The organism is Acinetobacter bereziniae LMG 1003 = CIP 70.12, from assembly GCF_000368925.1.
Classification (GTDB): Bacteria; Pseudomonadota; Gammaproteobacteria; order Pseudomonadales; family Moraxellaceae; genus Acinetobacter; species Acinetobacter bereziniae.
The window spans coordinates 1026834-1047322 of the sequence record NZ_KB849756.1 but is presented as its reverse complement, the minus strand read 5'-3'; the positions used below and the strand labels follow the sequence as shown (position 1 = coordinate 1047322).

General features: G+C 37.8%; 16 protein-coding genes and 1 tRNA gene. 9 read left to right on the top strand and 8 right to left on the bottom strand.

Annotated features, from left to right (window positions below):
* Positions 1–66: 66 nt before the first annotated feature.
* The 3 genes from folP to F938_RS14790 all read left to right on the top strand — a co-directional run bounded on the left by folP (position 67) and on the right by F938_RS14790 (position 1859).
* Positions 67–921, top strand: coding sequence for a dihydropteroate synthase (folP, locus tag F938_RS14800; RefSeq protein ID WP_005032968.1), 855 nt, complete (start codon positions 67–69; stop codon positions 919–921).
* Positions 922–1118: 197 nt separating this feature from the next.
* Complete coding sequence (locus F938_RS14795) at positions 1119–1433, top strand: DUF5713 family protein (RefSeq protein ID WP_004829456.1); 315 nt, start codon at positions 1119–1121, stop codon at positions 1431–1433.
* A 349-nt stretch (positions 1434–1782) separates the two neighbouring features.
* Positions 1783–1859, top strand: a tRNA-Met gene (locus F938_RS14790).
* A 998-nt stretch (positions 1860–2857) separates the two neighbouring features.
* On the opposite strand, the gene F938_RS14785 is transcribed toward F938_RS14790, so the two are convergent.
* From F938_RS14785 to F938_RS14770, 4 genes are all read right to left on the bottom strand, one after another.
* Complete coding sequence (locus F938_RS14785) at positions 2858–3898, bottom strand: hypothetical protein (protein WP_005032964.1); 1041 nt, start codon at positions 3896–3898, stop codon at positions 2858–2860.
* A 5-nt stretch (positions 3899–3903) separates the two neighbouring features.
* Complete coding sequence (locus tag F938_RS14780) at positions 3904–5529, bottom strand: NAD+ synthase (RefSeq protein WP_005032961.1); 1626 nt, start codon at positions 5527–5529, stop codon at positions 3904–3906.
* Positions 5530–5930: 401 nt separating this feature from the next.
* Positions 5931–6416, bottom strand: a complete 486-nt coding sequence (locus F938_RS14775) for a hypothetical protein (protein ID WP_004829453.1) — start codon at positions 6414–6416, stop codon at positions 5931–5933.
* A 544-nt stretch (positions 6417–6960) separates the two neighbouring features.
* Positions 6961–7572: an alpha/beta fold hydrolase gene (locus F938_RS14770; RefSeq protein ID WP_080740841.1), complete on the bottom strand. Its 612-nt coding sequence runs from the start codon at positions 7570–7572 to the stop codon at positions 6961–6963.
* A 310-nt stretch (positions 7573–7882) separates the two neighbouring features.
* Here F938_RS14770 and F938_RS14765 point away from each other — a divergent pair, with 310 nt between their 5' ends.
* From F938_RS14765 to F938_RS14750, 4 genes are all read left to right on the top strand, one after another.
* Positions 7883–8839: a metal-dependent hydrolase gene (locus tag F938_RS14765; RefSeq protein WP_005032954.1), complete on the top strand. Its 957-nt coding sequence runs from the start codon at positions 7883–7885 to the stop codon at positions 8837–8839.
* A gap of 350 nt (positions 8840–9189) precedes the next feature.
* On the top strand, positions 9190–10143 hold the full coding sequence (locus F938_RS14760; RefSeq protein ID WP_005032952.1) for a metal-dependent hydrolase: 954 nt from the start codon (positions 9190–9192) through the stop codon (positions 10141–10143).
* Positions 10144–10171: 28 nt separating this feature from the next.
* The gene (locus F938_RS14755) at positions 10172–11017 is read left to right on the top strand and encodes an SDR family NAD(P)-dependent oxidoreductase (protein ID WP_005032950.1); all 846 of its coding nucleotides are present in this window, start codon (positions 10172–10174) and stop codon (positions 11015–11017) included.
* A gap of 17 nt (positions 11018–11034) precedes the next feature.
* On the top strand, positions 11035–12828 hold the full coding sequence (locus F938_RS14750) for a flavin-containing monooxygenase (protein ID WP_005032947.1): 1794 nt from the start codon (positions 11035–11037) through the stop codon (positions 12826–12828).
* Between the two features lie 46 nt (positions 12829–12874).
* On the opposite strand, the gene F938_RS14745 is transcribed toward F938_RS14750, so the two are convergent.
* Positions 12875–13546: a DUF2306 domain-containing protein gene (locus F938_RS14745; RefSeq protein WP_005032945.1), complete on the bottom strand. Its 672-nt coding sequence runs from the start codon at positions 13544–13546 to the stop codon at positions 12875–12877.
* 176 nt (positions 13547–13722) lie between these two features.
* Here F938_RS14745 and F938_RS14740 point away from each other — a divergent pair, with 176 nt between their 5' ends.
* Positions 13723–14391 (top strand): YARHG domain-containing protein, encoded by a 669-nt coding sequence (locus F938_RS14740; protein ID WP_004829446.1) that lies wholly within the window; start codon positions 13723–13725, stop codon positions 14389–14391.
* 69 nt (positions 14392–14460) lie between these two features.
* A complete protein-coding gene (locus F938_RS14735; RefSeq protein WP_010590881.1) occupies positions 14461–15078 on the top strand; it encodes a hypothetical protein in 618 nt (205 codons plus the stop codon).
* A 325-nt stretch (positions 15079–15403) separates the two neighbouring features.
* Here the strand turns inward: F938_RS14735 and F938_RS14730 are convergent, their stop codons facing one another.
* The 3 genes from F938_RS14730 to gltA all read right to left on the bottom strand — a co-directional run bounded on the left by F938_RS14730 (position 15404) and on the right by gltA (position 20309).
* The gene (locus F938_RS14730) at positions 15404–17206 is read right to left on the bottom strand and encodes an aminopeptidase P family protein (RefSeq protein ID WP_005032941.1); all 1803 of its coding nucleotides are present in this window, start codon (positions 17204–17206) and stop codon (positions 15404–15406) included.
* The gene (locus tag F938_RS14725; RefSeq protein WP_005032940.1) at positions 17203–18771 is read right to left on the bottom strand and encodes a peptide MFS transporter; all 1569 of its coding nucleotides are present in this window, start codon (positions 18769–18771) and stop codon (positions 17203–17205) included. The genes F938_RS14730 and F938_RS14725 overlap by 4 nt, the downstream gene beginning before the upstream one ends.
* Before the next feature lie 263 nt (positions 18772–19034).
* Complete coding sequence (gene gltA / locus F938_RS14720) at positions 19035–20309, bottom strand: citrate synthase (protein WP_004829431.1); 1275 nt, start codon at positions 20307–20309, stop codon at positions 19035–19037.
* Between the last annotated feature and the right edge of the window lie 180 nt (positions 20310–20489).

Sequence of the window (20489 nt, the reverse complement as noted above, 5' to 3'; positions counted from 1 at the left end):
AAAAGAATTTATCTTGAAATGGAGTGTAATTGCTAAACTAATGCAAATTAATCATGGAGAAGCGACATGCAATTGGTGTCACTGCCGAATAAAATTTTGCGTTGCGGGCGTTTGAGTTTAGATCTATCAAAAGCGCATGTCATGGGGATACTGAATGTAACTCCAGATTCTTTTAGTGATGGTGGGCTACATAATCAAAAAGATCAAGCCATTGCATATGCTAGACAAATGATTGATGCAGGTGCAACTGTGATTGATGTCGGTGGTGAATCTACACGACCTGGTGCATCAACTGTAGCAATCACTGAGGAAATCCAACGCGTCATTCCTGTAATTGCTGAGCTTGCCCAATATGACGTGGTGATATCGGTTGATACTTCGCAACCAGAAGTGATTCGTGAAGCAGTCAAGGTCGGCGCACATATTTGGAATGATGTAAGAGCATTAACTCGTCCAAATGCATTGCAAACAGCTGCAGAACTAGATATTCCTGTGATTATTATGCATATGCGTGGTGAACCATCAACCATGAACCAACTGGACCAATATCAGGATGTAACTCTGGATGTGATTAAGGAACTTCAACAACGTGTCGATCAAGCGATACAAGCAGGGGTTAAGCCTGAAAACATCATGATTGATCCCGGTTTTGGTTTTGCTAAAAATGCGCAACAGAACTTAAAATTATTGAATGAGTTTTATAAATTGAACGCAATGGGATATCCCATTTTATCCGCCTTATCACGTAAGCGTTTTATTGGAGAGGCTTTAGGTGGAGCAGATGCTCAAAATCGTGCAGTAGGCAGTGTCGCTGCGCATTTGATGAGTATTCAGCAAGGTGCATGTATGGTACGTGCACATGATGTGAAAGCAATGTCAGACGCCATTCAAATTTGGCAGGCAATGCGTACCGCGATTTAGCGATAGGTGTTTCAAATTGAATTTGATTGGATCAAATGATCTTTCTTCAAAGGTATAAGTATGACGATTGGAGCGCATTTCTCTCTCTAACCAGAAAAGTGATTTAAAAAAATAGCATTAAGGTCGCAAGTAGATTTGGTGAATTGTATGGTTTGTGTTATATAAGCGCGTGAATTGCTGTTTTATTTTAGGTTGCTATGTTTAACGATCTACTTCTCCCAATGTTCGATGATGAATATTATCCCGATATTCTAGTTGCCGAAATAAAGCAACTCATTGAACAATTTGCTAAAAAGGTGGCTAAAACCAGTTTTAGCGATGCTGAAATTTACTCTTTGGCAAATCTGACTGTGACTGAAATTAATGAAATGAAGCCTCAGTTTGAAGACTTAGACTCCTCACTGGATGATACTGCTGCAGATTATATTGCTGAAGCGTTGATGATGGTGATACAGGATCAAGGTTATCTTGATCTTGAAATGGAAGAGCTGGTTGCAAATAGAGAGTGGTAAACACTCTCTTTTTTATTGCAAGATTTGAATCTTGGAAACATTAAAATTCGATAGTTGCTATAGTGCTCAATGGTTATAAAATTATTTTGGGTCGTTTGTTTTGTTTAAGTCTTATTTTATTCAAACATCTTCATCTATAAAAAATTAAATCTTTAATTTAGCGACGATTAAAATATTGTAGGTAGATTGCAGGATAATTTTATCGCTTGAATATGCTAATTTTCTGATAAAAACATAAATATGTATTAATTTTAAACATTTAAATATCAATTGTTTAAAGTGTGAGCATTAGTTTATTTAAGTGCTTGACGTAGGGTGTATAACTTTAGATAATGCGCACACAGTTTATGGCTATGTAGCTCAGTTGGTTAGAGCACCGCACTCATAATGCGGGGGTCACAGGTTCAAGTCCCGTCATAGCCACCATTTTTATAGACCATGCTCACCGCATGGTCTCTTTTTTTGTGTCCTCAAATTTTTTTAGCGCGAAACCCTATGTCGAGCACATGAGTTTAAAAAATTTGTGTGATCAGGCTGAATTAAATCAAACATTATTTTAATAAAGCTTGATATGTTTATAACCAAAACAAGAGAACTGAAATTGTTACATGAGGATGTTCAATTTATCCAACACATCGTAGTCATATATTAGCCTTTTACCAATGTACGTGTCGTGATGGTTTTTTAAATAAGTGCAAGCTTTATCAACCATGAAATTTCTAGTGCTACATATACATATCCTCAATCTGTTGAAAGCAGTTACAGTAAAATCTAATTTGCTTTGACTCATAAAATCCATGATATGAAAATGTTGTTTGATGATATTAAGCTTTTATTAATGTAACGTGAATTCGATACAATTAAATCTTCAACTCATTGAAAGATAATAAATCTATGTGGATTTTTTCTGGATTTTCATCCGATTTTAGGATGAGGAGCGGAGCTCCGCAAGGGCTCGCCATACTTGTTTTGGTATGAGGAGCGAAGCTCCGTAAGCGCAACCATCAATATAGTTTTATTTCTCTTGACCAATAAAATGAAGGCGATCAATAGATTGTTTGATGATCTAAAGCTTGTACTGCCACGCTTTAGTGCTAAAGTTTAAATTCTTTTGCGTAGCCGATGGCTCACTTTTCAGAGATGAAAAGTGACAAAAATCTCTCGTTGAGCGAGGGGTACATCCTTTACCCCCGCTCAACATGGCGACATTCATGTCGCCTCACGATAGCAAGACCATCAATGATTCAAAAAGTACAAAATAAATGAATCATCCAAATCACTTGTATGAATAATCAGGCGGTTTGACTGTATCATCTTTCATCAAGGATTTTTATCGTACTCAGGTTAATGTACTTTATATTGATGATTTAAATCGCTTAACTGAGACGTTGTCTATAGAAAGACGATCTATGTTTTATCAATGGTTATGCTTTCTCAGCAAGAAAATTTTCTATAAAGCGCTGGGTTTGTGGATCTAAGTAGAATGGTGCTATCAAAGATTGGATGATACTGTCTAACAAGCCGTGCTGTTCTAATGCACCTAATGTATGTGGAATAAAGCGATCTGCTTCAATGAATAAGTCATTTTTATCTAGACCTACAGAGTGTAATAATTCCTGTAGACTGTATTCACCAAAATATTCATAAAATGCTTCTACTACGTTAAGAATAACCTGTTGCATATATTCTGTTTCACGAAGCTCTTTCCATGTTTCATAAACTAAGATAAAGAACTCTTCAAAATCTATGGATTGAAGTTGAGAAAATGTTTCTTTTAAGGAGCGTTGTTTGATTTCAGTCCAGATGTGTGTCGCGATATCTGCTAAATCCTCATTGGGAAGCATAATAATCGTGCTGAGTTGTTTACGTATTGCTGACGCAAGTTGGTTTTCTAATTTTAATTCAATATTTTGCTGTTGGTCTTGGATAAAGCTCATGACTTTGGAACCAAGACGATTTTGTTTAACTGTGTAGTGGCGAAGTTGATTAAGCCAAGGTGTGTTACTTTCAACAATTTGATTGGCGAGTTGTAAGCTGACCTGTTGAATCTGCGGATTATGTTGTAAATTTTCTTGAAGATAATCTCGGAGCTGTTCAAGTTCTAAAATTTTGAACATCCATAATTCAAATGATTCATCTGAAAGTAAATCATTGATAACGGTTTGGCTACCAATTGCATATTGATGAATTTTTTGCGCAACGACACCAATAAACTCAAGAATATCAGCGCCCAAATTTAGTTCAAATGCATATTTTTGAACCACTGAACAGAGTTGTTCAAGTTGTATCACGTCTTTTAAAAGAATTTTGTCAGCATTCTGATAAGTTTGAGAAATAAAATTTTGAATGAATTGAGGATTTTTTTGATCAAGTAATTGTTGTTTGGTATAACGCACTTGCTCAAGCAAAAGTGCTTGAGCAAGTTCCTGAGCAAAGCTCGCTGGGAGTGAATTATTCACATTCACGAGGCTTATACACCAGGTTTCCAGCCATTTACAATCGGGTAGCGACGTTCGCGACTAAATGCACGTGAACTGATGCGTGGTCCAATTGAACCTTGACGGCGTTTGTATTCATTGCGATCAACAAGACGAATTACTTTTTCGACCACTTCACGTTCAAAGCCCTTGGCGATGATGTCCTCTTGGCTTTGTTCTTCTTCGATATAGGCGTATAAAATCGCATCGAGTATATCGTAAGCAGGTAGTGAATCTTGGTCTTTTTGATCTGGACGAAGTTCAGCTGAAGGTGGACGGGTAATCACACGTTCAGGAATTACAGGCGTTTCAGAAATGCTGTTACGATACTTCGCCAATTCAAACACGATGGTTTTATAAACGTCTTTCAGTACTGCAAAACCACCCACCATATCGCCATATAAAGTACAGTAACCGACAGAAAGTTCAGATTTATTGCCTGTTGAAAGCACTAAATTACCAAATTTATTAGATAAACCCATCAACAGTGTGCCACGCGCACGAGCTTGAAGGTTTTCCTCTGTTGCATCAGCAGGTGAGTTGCCAAAGAAAGGATAGAGCGTTTGCATGAAACTGTTTACAATTGGATGAATTTCAGCAATACCAAATGTCACTCCCATACGCTTTGCTTGCTCAGTAGCATCTTCAACACTGATTTGAGAGGTATAAGTATAAGGCATCATTACCGCTTGAACTTTATCCGCACCAATGGCATCAACAGCAATTGCAAGCGTTAAAGCGGAGTCAATACCTCCTGATAATCCAAGAATTACACCAGGAAAGCCTGAGCGTTGCACATAGTCACGTGTTGCTAAAACTAAACCTTGGTAAATCTCAGCCATGGTACTTAAAGCAGGTGCAGTTTCGACGACTTGATAGCTTTTGTTTTCGATTTGGTATTCTGTAAAGTAGAGGTCTTCAATGAAGCTCGGTGCTTGTAATGCAACTTCGCCTGATTGGTTAATCACAAAACTTGTACCATCAAAAATCAGATCGTCTTGCCCACCGACTTGGTTGACGTAGACCAAGTGCAAATTCAATTGTTTCGCTAATTCTTTCAGCGTTACGATACGGTGTTGAGGTTTACCAACTTCATAAGGTGAAGCATTGAGTACCAATACGCTTTCGACATTCAATTGAGCTAACTGTTGAACTGTATTGAGTGACCAGACATCTTCACAGATCAATACACCAAACTTATGACCCAAGTATTCAAAAACGAGGTGTTGATGACCTTCATTAAAATAACGCTTTTCGTCAAATACACTATAGTTAGGTAAATTTTGTTTGTTATAAATACCGAGTACCTGACCATCTTTCATGACAGCAGCAGCATTATAACGTTGACCATCATCTGTAAGATTTACAAAACCAAATACCAAAACAATATCTTTGATCGTGGCTAGTTTTTCAAAAGCTTGAGCTGTACGTTTAGCTAAGCTTGGGCGTAGAAATAAATCTTCAGCTGGATAGCCGATAATAGAAAGTTCGGGGAAAACAATAATTTCAGCATTCTGTTTTTTTGCTTCATTGGCTTGCTCAATCATCTTTTGAACATTTGAATCAAGATCACCAATGAATGGAGAGAATTGCGCAAGAGCAATTTTAAAACTTTTCATTTAAACCAAATCCTATTCCAATAGGGTAATTTATATACATTTTGTTGATTTTTAAAATGTAGTTATTCAACGTATGTATATATAGACACAACAAAAACTGCCAAAGGGCGAAGCTATAAAATCATCAAAAAATCATCAAAAATCTTTATTTTTTTGCAAGGCAAAAATTTCAGACATTGAGTATTTTAACTAAAAAAATGTCAGAAGCTAGTGATTCATCAAGTTTATTCAGTGCAGCATCAATGACACCATGAATTTAGAGTATTTTTTTTGTAGAAACTAGTGATTTTTCATTATTTTTTGCTTTTTACATCGGAATTAATGTTCTTTTTAAAAAAATCATGAAATAGATCACAAAAAAGTCCGAAGCAAAGCGAAAAGTGTCAAATTTTAGCTTTGATTTAATTCAAAATGATATTTTCAATTCGATTTAAATAAATGTCTTTAGCGATGTCTCCTTGTTGCTCGATATTATAGTCAAAATAAGACTTTCCTTGAACCAAAGTATAGCGATAAGGGTTATAGCGACCAAAACTAAGATACATTGCAGACTGCAAAATTGCACCTTTTAGCAGGACTTTTTCATGGCGTTGGTATTGATAGATATGGGCCATTTCATGAATGAATACAGCTTGATAGGCTAAACTCATGCATGAAAAATCTTCACAATAATCGGCATCTTTTAAATGAATATAGCCATTAGGTGCCATTAAGATGCCAACGGGTTGCCAAGGCAAATATGGGTGATTCATGATTTTTACCTGATCATAATCAATCAAGTCACCAAACACAGTTCGGCTAATTCGAATTTCTCCATTTGTTAATGGGCGATATTTAAATTGATCAATTTTGAGTATTTTTGCCAAGCGCCAAAAGTAATTCAACATTGTTAGCAGGGATTAAAATAAAGTTAGAATCAGTTTAGCATTGAATATAGGACAGCCAAATAACAATCAATTTTATAATGATGAGGAAGTCCAACGAGATCATCTGTATCAATTAAATATGCTTATCTGTGACTCACAAATTTTCTAAGAATCTTGATAAAAGTATAGGGTCTGTGGACAATTCGTCTATGTTTGCGACTAGGTGTGTTTTTTAGGCGATTCTAGGCGCGAAATACGAAATTTAGTCATTCTAAATAAGTAGTTCGTAACGACGAAGCGACAAAAAACACGCTAGTCCCCGCTGCGCCTTGCGCTGCAAACAAAGCAGTGCTTTGTTCTGGCTCAGGGTTGTGGCTAAAATTATCTCAGGCTACGTTATGAAACTTAAAAATAGTCTCGCTATTCTCTTCATTTCCTTGCGGAGTATACTCCTCATGCCTGCTCAATTTTAACCTACAACGCAAGCCATTTATGAAATGTCCACAGACCCTAAAGTTCATTGGATTGAATGAGATTGAAATCAAATCATTTTTATGAAATGACGCTATGCAATTTCAAGTCCTACAATAAAAGTATGAATAATATTTAATATTTGCTGAGGATTTTCTTTATGTGGCATATGCTTTGCACATGCAATAATTTCTAATTGAACTGTTTTAGTTGCATAATCGATAAACTGTTGAGGTTGAGCCAAAGAGCCATATTCATCCAGTTCTCCATGAATGACCAAGAGAGGACATTGTATTTGTGTTATCGTGTCTCTTAACTGCCAATGGCGGAATTGGGAAGATAACCATGTTTCAGTCCAAGCATTTAAAACCCATTGAGCTTTTTCTCCATGATATTTTTTAAGACGATTCATTTGTCCTAGATGTTGAAAGTTGGTTTTGGCATCTTGAATTCCAATAAGGGTTTGTTGTTCTACAAAAGCCTGTGCTGAAATGGTGATTAAGGCTTTACATTGCTTTGGATACTGAACAGAACAGTGAGTTGCCATCCCACCACCTACACTATGTCCCATCACCATAAAATCTTGAATTTTGAATTGCTCTAAAATGACTGAAAAACCTTCTATTGCTTCATTTTTCACAAAATCAATATCCCAGAAGTCGGGATGGGGAGATGATTGTCCAAAGCCTAATCGATCGTAGGCAATCTCATTTCTTCATCAAATCAATCTGTGACTCACCATAACGACTTTTTAAACTCAGGTTCAAGTTAAGTGGATGATTAAAAATGTCCTCTCGGGTCATTATTTATCAGCAAATACACTTGTTTCGGTTATTTGTCTGACACTTTGTTGGATAGTCATAAATTGCCAATCGATTGACCGTAAATGCTAATGGTATTTGATGCAATATGTCTTAATTTCGGCTGTATAAAAGCATGGTTTTGACTAGGAATGTGAATTTGTACTGGATTTTTAGACAAAGCTTTGCACTATAGATAAATAGATGAGGTTTTATATGTTGCTTGCTAAACCAGTCAAAAAGGTCTTTGCAAAAGTTTTTCCCAGCCAATTGGTGGATTTAACTGAGCAGGTTGCTAATATTCCGATTCGTCATTTTGATTTTAAATTCAGCCCTGATGAGCTGGATGTCAAATTTTTTATGCAAAAGGAATGGGCGACTGCTTATTTTGCAGCACTTTCAATTTTTTTGACTTATGGCGAAGAATTGGTGATTGAAACTGCACGTCACCATCGTGACCAAATCAAAGATCCAATCTTGAAACAGCGTTTAACCAGTTTAATTGGGCAAGAGGCGATTCATTCTAAAGTCCATGAAGAATATAATGAAACGATGATTCCCAATCATTTGCCAGTACAACTATACCGTTTTCTAGCTGAACAAGTATTTAACAATACTTTTCTAAAATTTCCACAGCCATTGAAGCTTTCAATGATGGCTGGAATCGAGCATTTCACTGCTGTTTTTGCTCAATATGCCATGACACACCAAGATATTTTTAATCATTCACTCGATGAAAAAACACGTGCTTTATGGTTGTGGCATATGCTTGAAGAATCTGAACACAAAGATATTGCATATGATACCTATCAAGTTCTTTCAGCAAATTATAGTTTACGCATTTTAGGATTCTTTATTGCCTTAATTACGCTTGGGGTAGGTGTCGGTGCAGGTGCATTATTTTTGCCGTTTTTACGGCGCCCGCAAAATACCTTGAGCTTAAGCTTTTGGAGAGAAGCGAAGGGGAGTTGGAATTTACTCTTTGGCTTAAAGGATGGGGTGTTTGGCAGTAGTTTAGGGCATATTTTTGATTATCTACGTCCAAGCTTTCATCCCAATGATCATGACACCAGTGAACTATTGGACTATTTCAAGAAAGAGCTACTTGATCCAGAGACAGGAACGCTGACTCCATATTTTATCAAAGAATTTACGCCAGCGATCCGCAGCTAAATCTGAGTGAATTGAACATCTTTTTAAACAAGAGTGACTAAATAGTTGCTCTTTTTTTGTATTGCTTAATAGCACATTTGACCCGTTTTGATTTCTCAACACATCACAGAACTTATCTTCATAGGACATTTTCTATCTTGAAGAACAACACTGTAGAGTAATTGTTAGACAATCCATTGTGGTTGTCATAATTTGCTAATCGAATGTCTGCATATGCCAATGGTAATTGACAAAGCATGTCGTAATTTTTAGTGATCAAATTAGAGTTTTTACTCAAAAGGCAAGCTGTGCCATGTGTTAAATAGACCTGTGCATGGGTGACCAGATTAAATGAATAAAGAGTATTTTCTATGTTCGTGAAACCGTTAAAAAAAGCTGTCGCTAAAATGTTTGCTGCAGCGCCATTTAGTTTGGCAAATCAAACACCGATTATTCCTATTCGGCATATGAAATTTGATTTTGATCCAGCAAAACTCGATCACAGATTTTATATGGATGCCGAGTTAGCAAGTGCTTACTTTGCTTCATTGTCAATTTTTTTGACACGCGGTGAAGATTTGGTGATTGATACAGCACGATATCATCGTGATTTCATCACTGATCCATTGCTTAAGCAACGTGTAACATCATTGATTGGTCAAGAAGCCATTCATTCTAAAATGCATGAAGAGTTAAACGAAGCCTATTTAATTCGTGATTTGCCTGTAAAGCTTTTCCGTACTTGGGCAGGATGGGCGTTTGAATATGGATTTGAACGTCTTCCTCAGCCAATGAAACTTTCATTGATGGCGGGAATTGAACATTTCACGGCTGTTTTGGCGGAATACATGATGAATCATGAGGAAATTTTCTTCCGTTCTCAAGATGAAAAACAGCGTGCGATCTGGATGTGGCATATGCTTGAAGAATCTGAGCATAAAGACATTGCCTTTGATGTTTTTCAAGAATTATCAAATAACTATTTATTACGTATTGCTGGATTTTTCCCTGCTTTGATCACGATTCTTGTATTGATTTCAGCAGCTTCATTTTTGGTTCCTTTTTATCGGAATCCAAAAAATTTAATCAGCTTACGTTATTGGCGTGAGATTCCTTACAATTTTCGCCTGATTTTTGGTTTAAAAGATGGTGTTTATGGCAGTAGCTTTAAGCATATTTTTGATTATCTACGTCCAAATTTTCATCCAAATGATCATGATACCTCTGAATTTTTGGAATATTACAAAGAAAAGTTGCTGAACCCTGAGAACGGTATTCTTACGCCTTATTTAACGAAAGAATTTTACCCGACATTGCGTTCGTAAAATAAAAAAATAGATGGATTGAAGAGATATGGGATTTTTTTCTAAAAAGGCAAAACCTAGCCAAAATGCTTATGCAGTGGTGACTGGTGCTGGCAGTGGAATTGGTCGTAGTTTTGCCTTGGAGCTTGCCAAGCGTGGTGGAACGATTGTTTGTGCTGATATTAATTTAGACGCTGCTCAAGAAACGGTAAATTTGATTGAGTCACAAACTTCTGGAAAAGCCTTTGCGGTGCAATGTGATGTTGGACTGAAAGAGCAAGTCAAAGCGCTGGCTGAACAGGCTGAAAAATTAATGAATCATCCTGTGAGTTTGGTTATTAATAATGCGGGTGTCGGTTTAGGTGGCAAGTTTGATGAAGTTTCTTTAGAGGATTGGCAATGGTGTATGCATGTCAATTTGTGGGGAGTGATTCACGGCTGTCATTACTTTGTCCCAAAGTTTAAACAACAAGGTCGCGGCGCAATTATTAATGTGGCTTCAGCGGCTGGTTATACCGCAGCACCAGAGATGACGGCTTATAACGTGACCAAATCCAGTGTATTGGCTTTGTCAGAAACCCTATCCGCTGAACTTCGCAAAGACAATATTCGCGTCAATGTGTTATGTCCAACATTGGTACCAACCAATATTATGAAAAATGGTCGTTTACCGGGACATTACGCAGGGCTAGCCGATGATTTGCTAATGAATCATGCATTTACCACCAGCGATCAAGTTGCTATCAAGACCTTAAATAATCTGGATGCAAACAAGCTTTATACCATTCCGCAACCCGATGCAAAGCTGTTCTGGATCATGAAACGTGCTTCGCCAGCATTGTATGCCAAGATGTTGGGTATTGGTTATCCATTATTTAATAAATACGTAAAATAAGATTTGAGTAGACGACTATGACGACTGAAACCACTTTAGATACACATCCAGAAGATAAAAGCGTGAAAAAGACGACAACGCAAACAACGTTGGAAGAGATTAAGCATGTGACTCAACCGAACACAGCACAATCTGCAAATTTAGAAGACAAAGCATTAGAAGTAAAAACCGTATCCAAGCCTGCGAAATCCACTGCTGCGAAAGTTGGCGCTGCTAAAGCGGAGATTCAAAAAACGGCTAAAGCTGCGGTAAAGTCGACTCAACAAAAAGCTACAACTCAAACAACAGTGAAACCAGAGAGCGCTGAACAGACTGCTGATAAAAAAGTAACCAGTGCTCAGAAAAAACAGCCCGTTCATACCTATGATACTATTGTGGTCGGGGCAGGTATCTCTGGAATTGCTGCGGCTTATCAAATGAATCAAGTGGGCTATCATGACTATGTTGTACTAGAAAAAGCCAACCGTGTTGGTGGTACGTGGCGTGATAACAATTATCCAGGTTGCGGTTGTGATGTGCCATCTGCGCTTTATTCTTTTTCATTCTCTCCTAGTCATAAATGGAGTCATCTGTTTGCCAAACAGCCTGAAATATTAAGTTATTTAGAAGAGGTGGTGGAAAAATACGACCTTGGTGAGAAAATTGAATTTAATAATGAATTGATCAGTGCCAAATGGGATGAAGTACAACATATTTGGCACTTAGAAACATCTAAAGGCGCTTACCAAGCAAAAACAGTGATTTTTACTACAGGTCCAATTACTGAACCTTCGATGCCTAAATTAAAAGGTATTGAAACATTCAAGGGGGAAATGTTTCACTCTGCACGTTGGAATCATGATTATGATTTAACAGGTAAACGTGTGGCTGTCATTGGTACGGGCGCTTCAGCAATTCAATTTATTCCACAAGTTCAACCTTTAGCGAAACAATTGATTGTGTTCCAGCGCACAGCACCATGGGTACTTCCTAAGGCTGACATGGAATTGAATGAAACTGCGAAAGGGATTATTTCTAAGTTTCCAGTCATTCAACAAACTTGGCGCAACAGTATTGCTCAGATTTTAAATGGGATTAACTTTGGGTTACGCAATCCGAAAGTACTCGAACCTGTCAATTTTTTAAGTAAGCAATTACTCAAATTACAAATTAAAGATGAAAAACTGCGTAAAGACGTGACCCCTAACTTTACCATTGGATGTAAGCGTTTATTGTTTGCGAACAATTATTATCCAGCCTTACAACAAGACAATGTTGACCTTGTTCCTCATGGTTTGGTGGAAATAGACGGTAATACGGTGATTGCAGCCAATGGTGAGTGTCATGAAGTTGATGTGATCATTTGGGGAACAGGTTTTGAAGTTTCTCATCCGCCGATTGGTAAACGTGTTTATGATGCCAATGGTCAAGTCCTTGCAGAGCGATGGAAAAACAGTTCTCCAGAAGCGTATTTAGGTGCAAGCATTGAACATGTTCCCAATGCATTCTTGGTCTTGGGTCCAAATATTCTGGTCTATGATTCATTTATTGGTATTGCGGAAGCGCAAGTCGGCTATATTGTTGATGGTTTACTAAAAATGCGTGATCAGAAGTTCACCCGTTTTGAAATTAAGGGAGATGTGATTACCCAACATAATCGACGTCTACAAAAGCATCTAAAAACAACGGTATTCAATGCAGGTGGCTGTAAGTCTTATTATCTGGATGAAAATGGACGAAATTTTGCGGCATGGCCTTGGTCATTGCAAGAGCTTCGTAATCAGTTAAAACAACTGGATTTAAATCATTACACGGTGACGCGAAAAGATTAAAACGTTCACTAAATTGTAGAAGGTGATTCGAAAGCCCTAAATTTATTTAGGGCTTTTCTGTCTTGTATAAATGCAATTTGAGAATAATGATCTCTGCGACAATTAAATTAACCACCCAACCTAACCAAGACTCCAATTGATAGATATGCACAGGTGTCAGCCAATCAAAATAGGGCTGTAAAGTGTAAAGTCCCATTTTCCATGTTCTTAAACTTAATGCAGAAAGGCTGAGAGCGAAGCTCCGAATCATCCAGTCACGATGTAAAATCCAACGTTTTTTCAATAAAAAGTACAACGCGGATAGGGTGGTAATTGCCCAGAGTGAACTTAATAAGACAAAGCTGATTTGGGTAGATAACCCTCCAGCTGCTGAAAAAGCTAGAATTAAACCACTGGGTAAAGAAAACCCTAAAATGGTGATCAGATACAGCCAACCACTCCAACGATGAATTCGGGGAAAACGCGTGCGAAAGACACGGAAAAACTGTGTAAATCCAGCGATGAGTACAAAGCTACTGCTGATCACATGGATTTTAAAAGCCGTCTGCCAAGGTTGAGTATTGACTACATCTTGCTTAAGCAATAAAAAATGCTGTTCTGTGTTCCAAGGAAAATATTGCAAACATATTGCGACCATGAGGTAACACAGATAGGCATAGACCAAGAGAGAAACTATACCTAAACTTATCGTGGGCAGATTGTTTTTTATTTTTGCCATACTGTTATGTAATAAAACGGGTTCAGTAAATTATAATCAAAGATATATCCAAACACAGTGTTTATATTTGGATTGAATTTGATTTTTTTGCATCATGTTGCACCACAAATACGATAATTTGTTTTAAAATTACCGTGAATATGTATCACTCATCGTCATAACAAATAGGAATAACAATGAATAAGCGATTAATAACATGTATAGGGCTTTCCGCAATTTTTACTCAAAGTGGCTATGCACTGGATATTCAACAATTACAGAAATCTTGGTCTGGAAAATATGATGAACAAAAAATCGGTGTTTTTATTCAATCAATAGATCGAAATCAGGTCAAAGGTTACAGTATTTTGGGTAAGAACAAACAGAACTTCACAGGTAAGGTGCAGAACACAGCTCAAGGCTATAAAATTACCGCAACTGAAAGCGGTGCACCTTCAAGCAGTGGGGTATTTACTTTTGTGGTAAGTCATAGTCAACCTAATTTGTTGGAGTCGAGTTGGGAGTCTACAACAGCAAAAGTAAAACCTAAATATTTTGACTTAAAACCGCAACAATGTCGTTATCAAAAAGATGTGGGTGATTATCCTGTTGCTTCTCAACGTTTATTGAAAGATCAAGATATACAAATTCCCGCAGAAGAACTGGATTGGATGCGTAATGAAATTTATGCACGACATGGTTATTCATTTGCAAATCGTGAAATTGCCAATCAATTTGCTGATCAAAACTGGTATATGCCATGTAGTACCAATGTAGAAAACCAATTAACTCAGATTGAAAAAACCAATATTCAACGAATTAAAAAAATACGTCCATACATGGCTAAAATGGAATGGGGACGTTAAGCACACAATCCATCACAAAATTTGAGCGTTTATTTTATGCTTTACTATTCTTCAGTTCGATTGAGTACTATGGTTTTTGTTCTAAGCGCATCTGCCCTGAGTTTTGCAGCAACTCCTACAGATCAAGCAGTGATCAACAGTATAACGAACCTAAACGATTCTCAAGCGACACCCGCCAAAGCGATCATGATTGATTATATGAAAGAGGTTCATTTGTTGTCTGGAGAGCTGGCTTATCTCTCTGGTGTAACATTTGAAAATGCAGGACGAAATTTTTGGGGAGGCTATATATTGACGCGCCCAAAGTTAAAACAATCTCGAATACTTGAGTTCGGTGGTCAAGCCAATGATTTCACAGTACATACGGTGCAATATCGAGCAAAACCAATCGATTTGGTTGAAATAGAGTCTGCTGGCTCGGGGCAGGGGCAAGTTTCCCAGACAACGGATTTAGTCTATTTTGATGGGTGGAAAGCTAAAATTATTGCAACTGCTGAATCTTCGAGTCATCCGGGTCGTTTTAGTGAGAAGTTGGGTGAGCAAGATTGTAAAACGGGTGGGGAAATTGTTTCAAGTTTAAAGATTTTACCCCGTCGCAATGAAGTGATTAAAACTATTCAATCATCCAATGCATGTAAAAATGCAAAAGTCACAACCCAAACGGAAAGAATCAAAATCGTACTATAAGTGCTCTTGTTGATTGCAGTGTTCGGTGATTCGATCAGATCGGATTCACTTTTTCCATCTTTGAAGAAATGAAGCATCATCTGTGCAAAGTCATTAAACTTTAAACATAAGGCAGGGTGGTCACAACACTCATATCATCACCCAATATATTCGATGGTTAATTTTATTATTGAAGATAAACGATATTTTATTGTATGTGTTTTTCATAAACTCACTATGCAATAAAGTACGGAATTTTATATTTATTATACGCATCAATGGTATATGGATTTTCAAAAAAGCGCACAGTCAAAAGGCTCTGCGCTTTTTTGATTGATATAGAGAGTTAAATTGCTTGGGTATTTTCATTTAGCCAGTTTAAAACATCACCTTCTAAGTGGGACGCTAATCGTTCTCTGACTATTTGATGGTATTGATTCAGCCATGCTTTTTCATCATCATTTAACAACTCTAAAATAATACAGCTTCGGTTAATCGGGCACAGTGTAAGTGTTTCGAATTCTAAGAACTGACCATAAGTCGTATCTTCAAAATGCTTAATTTTGTTGACGACAAGATTTTCAATGCGAATCCCATACTTTTCTTGATGGTATAAGCCTGGCTCATTAGAGCTAATCATGCCTTCACGCATCTTGGTAAAAGATGTCGCTGGCGCATAATAAGAGATGACTTGAGGTCCTTCATGAACATTCAATGCATAGCCTACACCGTGACCTGTACCATGACGATAATCCAAACCATATTTCCACAGGGTTTGACGTGTGATCGAATCTAAAAGAGGTGATTCAATGCCTTCTGGGAAGACAGTTTGAGCAAGCGCAATATGACATTTCAATACCAGCGTATAATCACGTTTTTGTTCAATACTTGTGTTTCCGATAGGGACAACTCGGGTGATATCTGTCGTACCATCTGCATACTGCGCACCTGAATCAATCAGTAACAAGCCGTCACCCGTGATTTCACTGAAACTTTCTTTAGTTGCTCGATAATGGGGTAGCGCCCCATTGGCATTAAAACCTGCAATCGTTGAAAAACTTAGTCCTAGAAAGTCCTTTTGCTTGGCGCGGAAACCAGTGATCATCTCATCGATCGTTAATTCATTGATGGATTCATTATTTGTTAGCGCTGTATCTAACCATTGAAAAAAATGGCACAAGGCTACACCATCTTTGATCATGGCATTGCGCACATGCTGAATTTCTGAAGGGTGTTTCTGGGATTTAAATAATGTGCTGGGATTGATATCTAGAATCAAGTGATTATGGTGTTCAATCGCTTGTGTATGAGCAATCGATGTTTTTGCTGGATCAATTAAAATATTTTGTTGTTTAAGTTCGACCAAAAACTCGATGCTTGCGTTATAAGGTAAGATTTCGATGTTATCCAAAGCAAATCTTCGCTGTATTTCAGTCGAAAGTTTTGCATCATCAATGAAAAGCACAGTTCGAGAATGATCTATATATAAGTGTGCTAAGAACACGGGATTATATTCAACATCACTGCCTCTACAATTTAAAATCCAAGCAATATCATCGAGTGCAGAAATAAAATGCCCCGTTGCTTTTTTCTGAATAAGTTTGTCACGGATCGCAATTATTTTTTCTAAACGTGTTTGTGCATTGAAATCATCTGCCATTTGCCAAATGGGTTGTAGGGGCAGTGCTGGGCGTTCAGTCCAAATTTCATCAATTAAATCGAAGTCTGTTTGGATAAAGAAATTGTGTTCTATTGCAAGCGCTGATAATGCGCTATATTGTTGAGTTGAAATGGTATTTCCATTGACACAAATTTTTGCATCTTTGGCTAAATGTTGTGAAAGCCAAGACAAATGTGTTGAAGCAGGATCAGGTGTCTGCTTTTGTAAAACGTAACCTGTATTTTCCAGTTGCTGTTCAGCTTGTACCCAATATCGACCATCTACCCATAAACCTGCAAAGTTTTGAGTGACGACAATTGTGCCAACTGAACCTGTAAAGCCTGTTAGCCATTGGCGTATTTTCCAATAATCAGGTAGATACTCTGACATATGTGGATCTGCACTCATGGCGATAAAAGCATCCTGCTGATATTTCTTCATAATTGTACGAAGGTTTTCTAATTTGTTGGCAGGTGATAAAGCGTTCATACTTTTTCCAATTGCATATCAAGAGATTTTTGAGAGGGGGTTGATGTTTGATTGAGTAATTTACGAATCGGTTTTTTCATTAACCATAGAACGAGTGCGCCTAGAAGTAAAGCGATGACACATCGCATAAATAGGAGGGGTAATTGCTCAACTTCATTGATAGAAACATGACCACCGATTAAACCTGCCATCAAATTCCCTAAAGCAGATGCTGTAAACCAAAGTCCCATCACTTGTCCACGAATGATGGTTGGAGCAAGTTTGGTCATTGTTGAGAGCCCAACAGGGCTTAAGCATAATTCACCTAGCGTTAAAAGCAGGAGGCTTGATGCGATCCACAATGCAGAAACAGTTCCACCATTTTGGGTGATCAAGTAACTGGCAATGCTCATTACGAGGAAACCACCCGCAGCGAGGAGTAAAGCAATAATGAATTTGGTGATATAGCCAGGGTCACGGTTTTGTTTGCCTAATTTAACCCAAAGCCATGCCAGGATTGGTGCGAAAATAATAATGAAAAGCGGGTTAATTGATTGAAACCAAACGGCGGGTATTTCAAAGCCAAAGAATTGGCGATCTGTAAAGTCTTGGGCGAAAAGATTAAAAGATGTTGGCTTTTGTTCAAATGCTGACCAGAACAGTGCAGCAGTGATGAGTAAAATAAAACAGATGATGATTTGTTTTTTCTCGGTATTATTCAAACCTGCAAAGAGCAATAGATAGCAGAAATATAAGGCAATACAAATACAAATTGTGATTGTGAAATATGTGGCGATCTGAATTGGATTGATGTTGATTATTCCAAAAGAAACTAGAGCGATAATCAAGCCAACAACTGCAAGAAATCCTATGATCATTTGGGGTGCTTTAGGATTGTAATGTACAGGACGAGCCCAGTTATTTTCATTGCCACGCACATGATTAAATTGTTTTAATTGAGGCACAGTGATTAACTTAAAAATCAGTAAGGCGATTAACATTCCAACCCCACCGATGCCGAATCCCCAGTACCAACCATGTTCTTTTACCAATAAACCAGTCAATAGTGGGGCAGTCAATGAACCTAGATTAATTCCCATATAAAAAATGGAAAATCCTGCATCACGCCGTGAATCTTGAGCCTGATATAAAGTGCCAACAATGACGGAAATACAGGTTTTAAATAAACCAGAACCGATCACAATCAAAACTAAACCAAAATAAAAAAAGAAATGTCCAAATAAGGCTGCCAATGCAATGGATAAATGTCCGAGTGCGATGATCAGTGAGCCATACCACACAGCGCGCTCTTGACCGAGATAATTGTCAGCAACCCATCCACCCAATACGGTCATTAAATACATACTGCCTGCAAATAAGCCGACAATTGCTGATGCTGTTGGGCGATCTAAACCGAGACCGCCATCAGCAACTAAAGCCGCCATATAGAGGATTAATAGAGGGCGAATACCATAATAGGAAAAACGTTCCCAAAGCTCGGTAAAAAATAAACCTTTTAATGGTTTAGGGTGACCAAAAAAAGCTTGGTCTGGGTCGAGCACTTGTTTGGATAAATATTGAGGCATCTTCAATTCCTTTGAAAATGTATGATTAAAAATTTTTAAACAATATATAAAATAAAGTTATTGGTTGGATGTTTTATAAAGTAGTGATTTGTAAGTTTTATCGAGAACATATGAATTTGAGCTTTCAATACTTATTATTAATATTGTTATATTTTGATTTTTAAAAGAATTTTAAAATAAATAGATTGTGCCAGCTGGTATGAATATGTAATAAAAAACCACCCCAAAGGGTGGTCTCTTGTTCGATCTGAACGCGTAACGAATTAACGTTTGATATCGCGTTGAGTTTCGCCAGTATAAAGCTGACGAGGACGACCGATCTTGTAAGGTCCGCTGTGCATTTCTAACCAGTGGCTGATCCAACCCACAGTACGTGCAAGCGCAAAGATTACAGTAAACATTTCTGTTGGGATACCAATCGCTTTAAGGATGATACCTGAATAGAAGTCTACGTTCGGGTAAAGTTTACGTTCAATGAAGTACGGGTCGCTTAACGCAATGCGTTCAAGTTCCATTGCAAGCGCAAGTTGTGGATCATTGATACCAAGTGCACTTAACACTTCGTCACAAGTCTCTTTCATAACTTTCGCACGTGGATCGAAGTTTTTATAAACTCGGTGACCGAAGCCCATAAGTTTAACTTCTTTAGTTTTAACTTTTTCCATGAACGGCGCAACGTTTTCTACAGTGCCAATTTCATCAAGCATCTTAAGAACTGCTTCGTTTGCACCACCGTGAGCAGGACCCCAAAGCGCAGCAATACCTGCAGCAATACAAGCGTAAGGGTTAGCACCAGTAGAACCAGCTAAACGTACTGTAGACGTAGAGGCATTTTGTTCATGGTCAGCATGAAGCGTAAAGATACGGTCCATTGCTTTAGCAAGAATAGGGTTAACTTTATAGTCACGATCTGCTGGAGTAGCAAACATCATGTATAAGAAGTTTTCAGCATAGCTTAAATCGTTACGTGGATATACGAACGGTTGACCGATAGTATATTTGTAAGTCCAAGCAGCTAAAGTAGGAATTTTAGCAACTAAACGAACTGCAGTGATTTCACGGTGATCTACGTTTTCAACGTCAAAACCATTGTGATAGAACGCAGATAACGCACCAACAACACCACACATCACAGCCATTGGATGAGCATCACGACGGAAACCATTGAAGAAACGGCTTACTTGGTCATGAACCATAGTGTGGTTGCGGACTTTGTTTTCGAAGTCTGATTTTTGTTCAGCAGTTGGAAGCTCACCGCTTAACAATAAATAGCAAGTTTCTAAGTAAGAAGCTTGAGTCGCAAGTTGAGCAATAGGATAGCCACGGTGTAAAAGAACGCCTTTATCACCATCGATGAAAGTGATTTTAGACTCGCAAGAAGCTGTCGCCATAAAACCAGGATCAAAAGTAAAGTGACCTGAAGCCAACACATCCTTAACGTCGATTACATCTGGGCCCAATGTGCCGCTGTAAATTGGTAATTCAATTTTTTTGCCATCAAGCTCTAGAACGGCTTTCTTGCCAGTTGCTGCAGACATTCAATAGATCTCCTGTCCTGGTGGATATTTTATCTAACTTGCTTAGTCATCTTGTAATGCACAAGTCAGACGGATCAAAAATTGCTATTTAGCTTAGTGAGTACTGAAATTTTGTCAATTATACTTATGGATGAAAAAGTCATGTTTTCATCTACAGTTAGTCCAACTTTAACCAGTTAG